This is a genomic window from Noviherbaspirillum aerium (genome assembly GCF_008929045.1).
GTDB classification, from domain to species: Bacteria; Pseudomonadota; Gammaproteobacteria; order Burkholderiales; family Burkholderiaceae_D; genus Noviherbaspirillum; species Noviherbaspirillum aerium.
This window is the reverse complement of the sequence record NZ_VFAH01000004.1, coordinates 354,560-366,345: the sequence shown is the minus strand read 5'-3', so window position 1 is coordinate 366,345 and position 11,786 is coordinate 354,560. Positions and strand designations below refer to the sequence as shown.

Here is an 11,786-nt window from a genome sequence, read left to right as displayed (position 1 = left end):
TAAATCAAAGGACCGTTATTTCCATGCGACTCTTTTGTAACTTTCCTTAACCTCGTCGGTTTTCTGCAAAAATCACTGTCTTTTTCGTGATCGCTTCCCGTGGCCGCGTACTGCGATGGCATTCGGGTTCTGAGGTATCGATCGGACGTGCAAGTACACCGCAGGCCACGCGCATCGTCGGGAATAGGCAATCCATGGAATAGCTGGCCGGGGCATGGCAAACGCTGTCGTCGCCAATGCGCAATCTAAGACGGTGTTTGCCAAGTTGCTGTGCGGTCCGGATCCGCGCCTATGGTGCTCGCCGTACGTCCGTACGCGTGCACTCCCGTTCCTCAGCGCCATTCCCAACCGTTCGCGACACTTAACAAGCACAGTCTGGGTGCACGTACGTTGGGCGAACACGCACCTGCAGGCCGTTCCAACGTATGCAGGTGCCAGCCGTGCTCGGGCCGCGGGTGGCAGAGCACGGCAACGGATAAGGACCGCTTCCGGTGCGGATTCAGGAGTGGCGGCGACGCCACCCGATCATGCCGTCAATGCGGCCGCGAACAGTGTCGTAGCCAAGCGCCAGTTCAGCACCGAACGATCCTTTGAGCAAAGGGCGCAAAAGCGGGGCGGCCAGGCCGCGAAGCACCACCCAGACCGGCAGGCGATGCTTCGCGTAGAGGGCGCCGGTGCCGCGGGCGCGATGGCGCACGGCGATGCGGGTCTGCGGCGTGGCCTTGGGTTTGTGCGGATTGACCGCATGATGGACTTCACCGAGAGGTTCGTAGGTGAAATGCGCGCCGGCACGCAAGGCGCGCAAGGCAAAATCGGTTTCTTCTCCGGCGCCGAACCACTGGCCTACGCCGAGCCGGCTGTCGAAGCCTCCGATTTGCTGAAACAGGGATTTGCTGCAAAACAGCGTGATCGAGCTCACCGGAATGTCACGGAAGGCACGGGAACGTTCCCAGGACAAGTCGGCTGCTGACAGCGGTTGTTCGTCTTGCTCAACCCAGCGCACGATAATTCCGGTCGGCTGGTCAGCGGCGGCAAAGCGGGTGGCCAGGCGCTCAAGCAGTTGCGGAGCATACCAGCAGTCATCATCGGGGAAGCCTATCCATTTACCGGTGGCGGCCTCGATACCGACATTGCGTGCGGCCGCAAGGTTGGCGGGATGATGCTTCAGATGGCGTATCGCCATCCCGAGATAACGGGCTCGCTCGAGATGCGGCAGGAGGCGGTCATCCTCATTCTGGTCAACGACCACGACTTCGAAGTTGCTGTAAGTCTGGGCCGCCAGTGAATCGAACAGACGTCCAAGTTCATCGGTGCGGCCGACGGTCGCAAGAATCAAGGAAATATCAGGTGTTCTCATGCATTCCCCTTGGCATGGATAACGCGCTGGCGGCGCACATAGTAACGGGCATAATGCGCCAGCCGCTCGATCGGGTTGTAACTGGAGTACGCAAGGCGGACGCGGAAGTCTTCCGCCATGGCCGCCAGGCGTGTACGTGATGAACTTGAGAGGCTGCCTTCGTGCTCGCGGAACGCGGCCAGAGGTTCGTCGAGCTGTACCGGGTCGGCCAGCTTGCCGATTTTCAGCCACAGGTCATAGTCCATGGCGTATTTCAGGCTCGTCGAAAAACCTCCCGCGCGAAGCATCAGGTCTCGCTTGACGAAGGTGGCCGGATGCGGAATAAAGTTGCCGCGCAACAGGTTGGCATAGCTGAAGCGGGGCGCGACCCATTCATCGGCCTGCAGCTTGCCGTCAGTCAGGGTCATGGTGCGGCCGAACAGCCATTGCCGCCCGGTTTCTTCAAGATGGCGCGCCACGGTGGACAGCACATTCGGGGCAAGATAGTAGTCGTCGGAATGGATGTAGGCGATGACGTCGCCGGTTGCGGCTTGCAGGCCCTCGTTCATTGCCCGGCTCACGCCGCCCTTGACGTTCTCAAGCAACCGGTACGGGCGGTTGAGCGCACGTATCTGTTCGAGCGTGCCGTCGGTGGAACCGCCGTCAACGAAGATATATTCGATATGAGGATGGTCTTGCGCAAGCACGGATGCGATCGACTCCTGCAAATAGGTCGCGCTGTTCCAAGTGCAGGTAATGACAGAAAATGTAAGCGCCATGGGGTAATGCCTTTCAACTGATGGAGCTGGCGGGATGGCGTGATGGCATGCGATAAATCTCGAGCAATTGCTCTGCCGCACTGTCGGCGCCTCCCAAACCTTCCAGTGCGTAGCCGTAACGGGTTTTTGGATCGAAACGGATCAGATCGTCCACAAGAGACGACATGTCCTTGTGCAGGCGCAGCTGCCCGGCTTCGGCCTGGTATCTGGCCAATTCCGGCGTGCCGCCGCGCTCCAGCGCAAAGGTGGGTTTGCCAAGGAAAAGACCTTCCAGCACGGTTGTGGCGCAAGGCTCTTCCCAGACGGAAGGTACAACGATGGCGTTGGATGCCGCCGCAAGTGTCAGGGTCTGCTCAGGAGAACACCAGCCGAGAAATTCGATCCTGTCGCTTTCAAATTCCTCGCGCAGCCGCTTTTCATCCGGACCGTCTCCCGCGATGGAGAGGTGCATGTGCGGCGGCAGGCGCGGCGCAAGCGCCTTCAGGAACGGCTCCACGCCTTTGGACGGATACAGCTTGGCGGCGATGAAGACCCGAAAGCCGGGTGCGGCGGGGAGCAGCTCGGCCTTTGCACGTACACCTTCGAGCTTCGCGCGGTCCACGAAATTGTGCACCGTCGTTCCCCAATCGCCTGGGCCGAGTGAACGTTTCAGGTTGCGCAACAGCATGTCGGACACGAATACCGTCTTGTGCTTGCGGAAGCTGTCGGCAACTTCCTCCCTGTAGCGCTTGACGGCGGCGGTAGAGACGGCGCGCTGGACGAAGTTGGGATCGTTGGTGATGCAGCGGGCGCAGACGGCCGGATCCGGCGATTCGCACACCTGTCCCTCATGAAAGCGGGTATGCGTGAAGCAATCGCTGCCCTGGTCATGGCGGGTCTGCACGAAGTTCAGGCTTTCGGGAAGAAAGGCGGCAACGTTCGGGATATGGCCATGGTAATGAACCACATCGTAAGCAGGGGCGTGACGCAGAATGATCTGCGCAAAGCGCCTGGCAATCGAAGTACGCTTCGGCGGCATGAACATGCCGAAACTGATTTCCTTCCATCCGGCATGATGACCCGTCAATTCACCGAAGAACCTCCCGCCGAACTGGCCTTCATCGCCGCATACTTCAATCGGATTTTCGGCGTTGCCGAGCAGGTCCACCTGATGACCGGCGCGGACCAGCGCGCGCGCCAGGTTCAGAACATGCTTGGCGAGGCCGCCCATGTTCGGATAAGGAATGTCTTCACTGACAAGTAGGATACGCATGCTGTTTCTCCTCATGACCGCAGCCGGCGAGCCATCGAGAGCATGGCGGCGCGTTCGTCGACGCTGACAATGAAGAACAAGCCTGCCAGCGCCAGCGTAACCATGGCGGCGGAAACAATGGCGACGGTGCTCAGGAGACCGCCGGGCACCAGCCACTTCATCGGAATCAGGATGCAGATGATTGCGGCGCCGATGGCGAGGCTGCGGCCGAATCCGCTGACCAGGCTTTCCTTGAAGCTGACCGGCACGGTGCGCCCGTGGACGAACAGCAGGAATCCCAGGCCAAGCACCATCGATGAAATCAGGTGACCTGAGGCCGCGCCGATGATGCCGCCGAAATGGGTGCCCAGATACACCATGGCAACCCCGCACAGGCCGTTGGCCAGCGCGAAGCGTCCGGTAACGCGTGGATGACCGAGTGCATCGTTGACCAGCGACGGCACGTTCGTCAGGGAATCCACCAGCAGGGCAAGGGTCATCAGCACCAGGACCGGGTAGCCCTGGGTAATGAATTCCTCGCCGACCCAGCGGCGCAGGAACTCGTCCCCGGCCAGCACGATGATGCCGAGGGCAGCCAGATTGATGTAAGTGACATAGCGTGTCACGCCGAGATAGACGGGGCGCAGTTCACTGATGCGGCCTGCACCGGCAAGAGCCGAAGCACGCGGATAGATGACGCTCGAGAGGCGATAGGTCAGACCGAGGATGCGCCCGGCAAGCGTGACCGGCACCGTATAGAAGGTGAGGGCGACGGGCCCGGCGATGGCGCCGACGATGACCTTGTCCGCATGCTGATGCAAGGTCGAGGCGATCTTGCTCAGGTAGGCATAGGCGCTGAAGGAAGTCAGCGCCTTGCGCACATCCGGGCGCGGCCAGCGCATTTCCAGGTTCAGGTCGAAGCTGCGCAGCAGCCAGATCAGGAACAGCACGTTGAGCGCCGATACGCTGACGCGGGCAATGATGACGCCGACGATGCCGGCGCCGCCGATGGCGGCGGCAACCGAGGCGAGGTTGACGAGCACGCCGAAGAATGCCTCGCTTTGTGCGGAACGGTCGTAGCGCTGCAATGCCTGCGGCACGACGAGAAGGTAGTTCTGCGCCTGCGTGAGAGCGAAGCCGAGGCCTGCCAGCTGGAAGGAGGTAATGGTGGCCTCCTTCATCTCGGGAGACACTTCGAAGAACCTTGCCACAAGCATGTCGGCGGCGAAGAAGATGCCAAGCGCTCCGAGCAAACCCAGTGCGCCGTAGAAGAGAATGCCGAACCAGAAGGTTTCGGCAAAGCGCTCACGGTCATTGGCCGCGTGATGTTCGGCAAGGTACTTGATTGATCCGGCGCTGAGATTGATGTCGAGTACGCCAAAGTAACCGATGACCGAGCCGACCAGGGTCACGATGCCGAAGCCTTCCACGCCTAGAGAATGGATAAGCAGGGGCACGGTCGCCAGGGCAACCACCATGGGAACGGCGGAACCGCTCAGATTCCAGAGAGAATTACGCAGCAGCATATTGTTGTGTACGCATGATGTAAGTGCGAACCTGGTAGTTCTGCAGTCCGACGGCAATAAACGGCATTGCCAGTGTCAGGCCCAACAGCAGCATGGTTCGGAATTCGATGATGGGGGTGCCGATCAGCAGGGTCGGAATCCAGAAGAGGAAGCCCGCGAAGCCGGCGTCGGCCAGCAAGGCCGCGTTGCCGTACAAGTGCTTGCGATACCGGACGTAGAAGGAAATGTAGCTTGCCAGCATGCCGATGAAGATAAGCACGGCCACGATGCCGCCCTTGAGGATCAAGTGGCCGAAACCGGAATGGACGAAGCCCCAGTTTCCTTCATGGAAGGCAAGCCTTTCCCTGTCGCCAGTGAAGGTGCCCCAAGTTCCCCGTCCGAACAGCCAGTTCCCATCCATGCTTTGCGCCGCGGCATAAAGCTCGTAGAAGCGGCTGTCCTTGATGCTCCCGCGGGAAGGCGAGATGTCGTAGATCAGGGAAGACAGGATGCCGCCGCCTTGCGTCGTGTTGAATTGCAGGCGCTGCTCGAAGAAGGTGGTGGCGACCAGCGACAGAGCGAGCGCAGCTGCGCAGGCGAAGAAAACCTTGCGCCGGCCGGGCAGGCGCATGAACAGGAAAAGGAACATCAGTCCCAGACCGATCAGTGACGAACGACGGAAGGAGAGCGCGACAGCGGCAACTTCGAGTACGACCACACCGATCAGGAAAATGCGTGTGACGATATTGAGCTTGACACCCGGAGTGGTGAGCAGCCAGGCCGCGCAGAATGCGGCAAGGGCGGCAACGAAGTTGTCGCTGATGTCGAAGAAGAAGATCTTGATGTCCAGGCCTTCGAAGTTGCGGTAAGGGTTGGCAGTGTCGCCGTCGAACACGAAATAGCGAACTGCACCGTACAGGCCGCGGCCGACAGCAATGATGATGATCATGAACAGCAGTGTCGCGGTGTCGCGATCGTTCTCGAATGCCAGGATTGCCAGGTACATGAAGGCAAACATGTTGATGACATTGAACATGCCATTCAGGCTGAGAATCACATTCAGATCGATGCCGCTCATCAGGCCTATCACGATATGCCCGAGCATTATGAATGCGAATGCCAGAAAGTACTTGGTCATCGGCGGCGCCAGTTGCGGCCCTTGCGGAGAGGCCAGCCTTCTGATCAGCACTGCCACGCCGGCAAAGATGAGCACGATATTGAGCAGCGAGAAGTAGAACATGCCTACGCCGCGCGAATAGATGTTGCCGCTGTCGGCGTTCAGCTGTCCCCAGGTCGAATCAGCGAAGATGAACAGCACGGCAAGAAAGCCGAAGACCACATACTTGGGAGCCTTGAACACGAAACCGAATACGATCGAAATCAGGACGAAGGCCGCAATCATGTTGATCATGACATCGGTGGGTGATGTGAGTGGTGGTGTAATCATGGCTATGCTGGATGAATGTGAGACGAGGCGCCGCACTGGAATGCCGCTTGCAGGCCTGCACGATAAGGTTCAGGCTTTTGTCGGCGGGCCTGTGAACAGGGCCAGATCAGGATCAGCTCAAATCGGCATTCTTGATGCTCCGATGGTTCACCGCGGAGATCAGGCCTGCAGCAGGTAGCTGCCGCAGGATCCGATCCCGCTCTTTTCTATCGTTGTTCACGGCGGGATCGGGCTTCCTTAAATGGTTAAGCCTTGTAATCCGCCTGGAAATGCGCGTAGGTTTCCTTGATGCCTTCACCGAGCCGCATGCCGGGCCGCCAGCCGAGAGATGTCAGCTTCGCTGTGTTCATCAGCTTGCGGGGCGTGCCATCAGGCTTGCTGGTGTCGAACTCGATGTCACCTTGGAAACCGACCGCCTTTCTTATGATTTCTGCAACTTCACGTATTGTGACGTCCTCCCCGGTACCCACATTGATATGAGACAACATCGGTGTCGTATGTTGATCGTAGGTATCACGGTCCAGTTGCATGACATGCACACAGGCATCGGCCATGTCATCAACGTAGAGGAATTCACGGCGCGGGGTGCCCGTTCCCCAGATGGTCACCTTGCTTGCGCCGTTCAGCTTCGCCTCATGGAAACGACGGATCAGTGCCGGGATCACATGGCTGTTTTCGGGGTGGTAGTTGTCGCCCGGACCGTACAGATTGGTCGGCATGACGCTGCGATAGTCGGTGCCGTACTGGCGGTTGTAGCTCTCGCACATCTTGATGCCGGCAATCTTCGCGATCGCGTAAGGTTCATTGGTCGGTTCCAGCGCGCCGTTCATCAGGTACTCCTCGCGGATCGGCTGTTCGGCCATGCGCGGATAGATGCAGGAGGAACCGAGGAACAGCAACTTCTTGACGCCGGCGCGGTAGGCTTCATTGATGACATTCGCCTGCACCATCAGATTGTCATAGATGAATTCCGCCGGGTAGGTATTGTTGGCGTGGATGCCGCCGACGCGCGCGGCGGCGAGATAGACTTCATCGATCTGGTTCTCGGCAAAGAACTGGCGCACCGCCTGCTGGTCAGTCAGTTCAAGTTCGGCATGCGTGCGGGTGATGACGTTGGTGTAATCGCGTTTGCGCAGGGCGCGCACGATGGCGGAACCAACCAGGCCCCGATGTCCGGCGACATAGATACGTTTTTGTAGATTGCTTTTCATGTGCTTCCTCTTGATGGCTGTTCGCGATCGCTTGCCGGGGTAATCAATGAATGACGCAACCGGCCTTGCGTACATTCATACGTTGTAGATGTGTGATACGTGGTCGTGCTGCTGGAAGAAGTGATCCTTTCCGGCGGCTTCGAGGTCGGCTCTCACCATTTCCCTGACCAGTTCCTCGAAACTGACTGTCGGCTTCCATCCGAGCTTTTCCCTCGCCTTGGCGGCGTCGCCGAACATGCATTCCACTTCGGTAGGGCGGAAGTAGCGCGCATCGACGCGGACGATGACCTGATCCTTCGCCAGGCTGGCATGTCGGCCGGGATCGGCGACGGATGCCGTTTCATCGAGACCGCTGCCTTCCCAGCGCAGCGTCACGCCAAGCTCGGCCGCCGCCGCGTTGACAAAATCGCGTACGCTGTGACGAATGCCGGTGGCAATCACAAAGTCTTCCGGTTGCTCCTGCTGCAGCATGCGCCACTGCATCTCGACATAGTCACGGGCATGACCCCAGTCGCGCTCCGCATTGAGATTGCCGAGATAGAGGCAGTCCTGATGGCCGAGGATGATGCGAGCCAGGCCACGGGTGATCTTGCGAGTGACGAAGGTTTCGCCGCGCAGCGGTGATTCATGATTGAACAGGATGCCGTTGCATGCATACATGCCATAGGCCTCGCGGTAATTCACCGTGATCCAGTGCGCGTACAGCTTGGCAATGGCGTAGGGGCTGCGCGGCTGGAAGGGCGTGGTTTCCGTGGCGGCCTGCGCTGCTTCCCCATACATTTCCGAGGTGGACGCCTGATAGAAGCGCGTTTTCTTTTCGAGACCGAGGCGGCGCAGGGTTTCCAATATGCGCAAGGGGCCAAGCGCATCCGAGTTGGCGGTGTATTCCGGCTCCTCAAATGAGACTGCAACATGGCTCTGTGCCGCCAGGTTGTAGATTTCATCAGGTTGTGTTTCCTGGATGATGCGCAGCAGCGACGACGAGTCGGTCATGTCGCCGTGATACAGGATGAAGCGGCGTTCGTCTTCCTGAGGTCCCTGGTAGAGATGATCGATCCGGTCGGTATTGAATTTCGACGTGCGGCGCTTGATGCCGTGCACGATATAGCCCTTGCTCAACAGGAGTTCGGCAAGATATGCCCCGTCCTGGCCGCTCACGCCGGTGATCAGCGCGACCTTGCGCACCTGCGCTGGTCGGGCCGGCACCAGGTGCTCGGGCAATTGGGGATTGGTGGTCATTGGGTTATCCTTTTTCATTGTCATGGTTATCCCGCGATCGCAATCGCCTCGTTTGCTTGAGGCAGAACCGCAGCCAGCTGAAGAGTCGGCGCGGGATGAATGAAGGGAAGATTGCGCAGGAATGCGCGGAACTCATTGCAGACGCCCGGGTGCCGCAGGCCGAACTGCACCGTGGCCTGCAGATAGCCCAGCGTGGTGCCGCAGTCGTAACGGATGCCTTCGAACTGGCAGGCGATGACGCGCTCCGTCTTCAGCGACGAGGCGATCGCGCCGTGCAATCCTGCCGGACCCGGTGCCGTGTCTTTCAGCACCCGCAGGTGGTGGAAAATGGATGGCGTCAGTACGTAGCGTCCAATGGCTGCCAACGTGGAAGGGGCCTGCATGGGCGCCGGATTGCTGACGATGTCCTGAACTTCGATGGCGCGCTCGCCGAGGCTCTGGCCGGCAATGACCGCATGCGCATCACTGTATTCCCGTGCGATGGTTTCCACGCCGATGATGCTGGTGCCATACGATGCATGCATGGCGAGCAATTGATTCAGCGCCGGTGTCTCGGCATCGACCAGGTCGCCGGGGCAGATTACGGCAAAGGCTTCACTGCCAATCAGCTTTTCAGCGCACAGAAGGGCAGCGACCGGCTCGCAGGTACCGGCAGCGATGACTCGGGCCTTGACGCCGGCCGGCAGCATTTGAGAGATGGTTGCCAGCAGGTTCGGCTCTTCATCTTCCACAACGAAAATCATGTCAGTCACCGCCGCAGCCAGCGCTTCTTCGATCGCGTACTGCAGCAGCGGCTTGTCGATGATTGGCAGCAGGCTTCCCATCCTCGCGCCGGGAAGAGCGACGTCCCCTGTCCCTGCGAGCGGAAATACTGCCTTGTTGATCTTGATTTGCATATCTTGATTCTTTAGAAAATTGCGTTGTTACTGCCTGTCCCCGCGTTCATGCAGCTGTCGCATCAGGCTCGATCGCGTCGGAATTCTTGCCGGACGAATCTGCTGCCACGTTGAGCGTTCCGCGAAAACCGGGTGCAGCATCATGAGCATGCCTACGCAGGTCAGTGCTACCAGCATGTCGAATTTCCAGCCAAGAAGATTTGCGCTGTGATAAGGCAACATCAAGTGGATTGCCTGTTCGACACCACTCATGACGCCGACCAAAGTCAGGGTGATCAGTGCGCGTGCGACCGTGCTGCCGGAAACGCCTGCGTACAGCAATGTGCTGAGCAATGCGTAGGCAACGAAGCGCAAAAGCTTTTCACCCGCAAGGCTGGAAAGCACTGCCCGCGCATCAGGCATCGCAGCAAGGAAAATCAGCATGCAGAACAGGATCGCGGCCGTTGGCAGGCACCGCTGCCGTGCGGAGACCTGTGCCGGAAGCTGGCTTCTGTTTGCAGGGTTGTATTTGCGCATGTGCAATTTCCTGTTGCTGGTGTCGTCGATTGGCGATCTGCCTTGCTCTTGCATTTGCCGGGACGGCGGTAGGGGCTTGCCATGGCTGTATGCAGGCGAAACATGCATACAGCCATGGCAGAGGAGGGCAGGAGCGGCGTCAGTAGGCGTTCTTTCCAGTCCAGCCCTTGAATGCGGTCCAGATAATGATGCGGATATCCATCCAGAGCGACCAGTGCTGGATGTAGTGCAGGTCGTATTCGACGCGTCGCGCCATCTTGTCGACGGTGTCGGTTTCGCCACGGTGTCCATGGATCTGCGCCCATCCGGTGATGCCGGGCTTGACGCGATGACGCAGCATGTAGGTTTCGAGAAGGTCCTTGTACATCTCGTTATGCTGCAATGCGTGCGGACGCGGGCCGACAACCGACATATCGCCCAGCAGGACATTGATGAACTGCGGCAATTCGTCGAGGCTGGTGCGGCGCAGGAAGCCGCCAATAGGGGTGATGCGCGGATCGTTCTTGGTGGCTTGCGTTACTACATGCTGTTCCTGATGCACTTTCATCGTGCGGAACTTATAGACGTTGAAGGGCTTTCCGTTCAGGCCCAGGCGCGGTTGCCGGAACAGGATCGGGCCAGGCGAACTGCGCTTGATCATGACGGCGATGACAATGAACAGTGGCAGCAGCAAGATGAGTGCGGCCAGCGCAAACATGCGATCGAAAATATCTTTGACGATGCCGTTGACGCCGCTGGAGATCGGCTGATTGAGGTCCACCACCGGCAGGCCGAGGAAGTTGCCCATCTTGTTGCCGAGCATCTGCAGGCCGAGAATGTCGGGAACCCAGCGGATGTCGACCAGCGTATTGCGCAGCTGGTACTGCAGCTCCTGCAGCCGGGGCGATGCCATCAGCGGCAGCGTGATCCAGATCTCGTGAATATGATTGGCGACGACATAGTCGTGAATTTCCTGCGTGCTGTTGATCCGCACCACGTTCGGATCGACGAGTTTGTCCGCATCTTCCTGATCGGCGCAAATGGCCTTGACGTCGTATCCGGTCCAGTCCTGCTGCAGCGCGCGCTTGTGCATCTCGCGTCCGGTGCTGCCGTATCCGACGATCACGACACGCTTGTTGTTGAGTCCCTTTGCCCGCATGTAGCGCAATGCGAAGTAGACGGCAAAGCGGAACAGGGCGAGAGCGGTTACGCCGACGGCATACCAGTAGAACATCCACAGGCGCGACAGGTTGCCTACATGGTGGATAAGGAAGCTGAAGAAGAGGCCGATCAGCAGCACCACGCCCCATGCCGCTCCGAGGCGGACGAACATGTCGGGGAGCGAACGGCCGCGCCACGATGCGTAAAGTTCGAACTGCGGAAAGAGGAGGAAGGCAAGGGCGCTGCAGAAGTGCAGCATCACGGTGTGGATAGGCGGTGTTTCCGCAAGCGGAATATGGAAATGAAGCAGCGCCGCGATGGCTCCTGCGATTTCAAGGACGAGAATGTCCATGAGTCGCATGGAAAATTCCAGCCGGGAAGAATTCGTGATGATCAAGTCTCGCATGGCATATCTGTCAAAGGTTCATCGGTTGCAAGAAACTCAAAGCACGATCCGGACCTTGCGGTAAGCTGGGCTGAAGGTGG

10 protein-coding genes are annotated in these 11,786 nt (G+C 59.1%); all 10 read right to left on the bottom strand.

The window, feature by feature from the left end; genetic code table 11:
• Nucleotides 1–499 precede the first annotated feature (499 nt).
• Entirely contained in the window at nucleotides 500–1,357 is an 858-nt protein-coding gene (locus tag FH061_RS09220) for a glycosyltransferase family 2 protein (RefSeq protein ID WP_151635200.1), read from the bottom strand.
• Nucleotides 1,354–2,115, bottom strand: coding sequence for a glycosyltransferase family 2 protein (locus tag FH061_RS09215; RefSeq protein ID WP_151635198.1), 762 nt, complete (start codon nucleotides 2,113–2,115; stop codon nucleotides 1,354–1,356). The genes FH061_RS09220 and FH061_RS09215 overlap by 4 nt, the downstream gene beginning before the upstream one ends.
• Before the next feature lie 13 nt (nucleotides 2,116–2,128).
• Nucleotides 2,129–3,367 carry a glycosyltransferase family 4 protein gene (locus FH061_RS09210; RefSeq protein ID WP_192804977.1) on the bottom strand — a complete coding sequence of 413 codons (1,239 nt, stop codon included), beginning with the start codon at nucleotides 3,365–3,367 and terminating at the stop codon, nucleotides 2,129–2,131.
• Between the two features lie 11 nt (nucleotides 3,368–3,378).
• Nucleotides 3,379–4,872, bottom strand: a complete 1,494-nt coding sequence (locus FH061_RS09205; RefSeq protein ID WP_151635194.1) for an oligosaccharide flippase family protein — start codon at nucleotides 4,870–4,872, stop codon at nucleotides 3,379–3,381.
• The gene (locus FH061_RS09200) at nucleotides 4,859–6,298 is read right to left on the bottom strand and encodes an O-antigen ligase family protein (RefSeq protein WP_151635192.1); all 1,440 of its coding nucleotides are present in this window, start codon (nucleotides 6,296–6,298) and stop codon (nucleotides 4,859–4,861) included. Before FH061_RS09200 ends, FH061_RS09205 begins: the two co-directional genes overlap by 14 nt.
• 245 nt (nucleotides 6,299–6,543) lie before the next feature.
• Complete coding sequence (fcl, locus tag FH061_RS09195) at nucleotides 6,544–7,509, bottom strand: GDP-L-fucose synthase (protein WP_151635190.1); 966 nt, start codon at nucleotides 7,507–7,509, stop codon at nucleotides 6,544–6,546.
• 75 nt (nucleotides 7,510–7,584) lie between these two features.
• Nucleotides 7,585–8,694 carry a GDP-mannose 4,6-dehydratase gene (gmd, locus tag FH061_RS09190; RefSeq protein WP_151635274.1) on the bottom strand — a complete coding sequence of 370 codons (1,110 nt, stop codon included), beginning with the start codon at nucleotides 8,692–8,694 and terminating at the stop codon, nucleotides 7,585–7,587.
• An 80-nt stretch (nucleotides 8,695–8,774) separates the two neighbouring features.
• Nucleotides 8,775–9,644: a sugar phosphate nucleotidyltransferase gene (locus FH061_RS09185; protein WP_151635188.1), complete on the bottom strand. Its 870-nt coding sequence runs from the start codon at nucleotides 9,642–9,644 to the stop codon at nucleotides 8,775–8,777.
• A gap of 27 nt (nucleotides 9,645–9,671) precedes the next feature.
• Nucleotides 9,672–10,160: a hypothetical protein gene (locus tag FH061_RS09180; RefSeq protein ID WP_151635186.1), complete on the bottom strand. Its 489-nt coding sequence runs from the start codon at nucleotides 10,158–10,160 to the stop codon at nucleotides 9,672–9,674.
• 139 nt (nucleotides 10,161–10,299) lie between these two features.
• The gene (locus tag FH061_RS09175; protein ID WP_225984554.1) at nucleotides 10,300–11,661 is read right to left on the bottom strand and encodes an undecaprenyl-phosphate glucose phosphotransferase; all 1,362 of its coding nucleotides are present in this window, start codon (nucleotides 11,659–11,661) and stop codon (nucleotides 10,300–10,302) included.
• Nucleotides 11,662–11,786: the final 125 nt, after the last annotated feature.

What these genes read in the sequence shown, in the direction of transcription:
- FH061_RS09185 (WP_151635188.1), bottom strand. Translation starts at nt 9,644, where the DNA reads ATGCAAATCAAGATCAACAAGGCAGTATTTCCGCTCGCAGGGACAGGG.
- fcl (WP_151635190.1), bottom strand. Translation starts at nt 7,509, where the DNA reads ATGAAAAGCAATCTACAAAAACGTATCTATGTCGCCGGACATCGGGGC.
- FH061_RS09215 (WP_151635198.1), bottom strand. Translation starts at nt 2,115, where the DNA reads ATGGCGCTTACATTTTCTGTCATTACCTGCACTTGGAACAGCGCGACC.
- FH061_RS09210 (WP_192804977.1), bottom strand. Translation starts at nt 3,367, where the DNA reads ATGCGTATCCTACTTGTCAGTGAAGACATTCCTTATCCGAACATGGGC.
- FH061_RS09220 (WP_151635200.1), bottom strand. Translation starts at nt 1,357, where the DNA reads ATGAGAACACCTGATATTTCCTTGATTCTTGCGACCGTCGGCCGCACC.
- FH061_RS09175 (WP_225984554.1), bottom strand. Translation starts at nt 11,661, where the DNA reads ATGCGACTCATGGACATTCTCGTCCTTGAAATCGCAGGAGCCATCGCG.
- FH061_RS09205 (WP_151635194.1), bottom strand. Translation starts at nt 4,872, where the DNA reads ATGCTGCTGCGTAATTCTCTCTGGAATCTGAGCGGTTCCGCCGTTCCC.
- FH061_RS09180 (WP_151635186.1), bottom strand. Translation starts at nt 10,160, where the DNA reads ATGCGCAAATACAACCCTGCAAACAGAAGCCAGCTTCCGGCACAGGTC.
- FH061_RS09200 (WP_151635192.1), bottom strand. Translation starts at nt 6,298, where the DNA reads ATGATTACACCACCACTCACATCACCCACCGATGTCATGATCAACATG.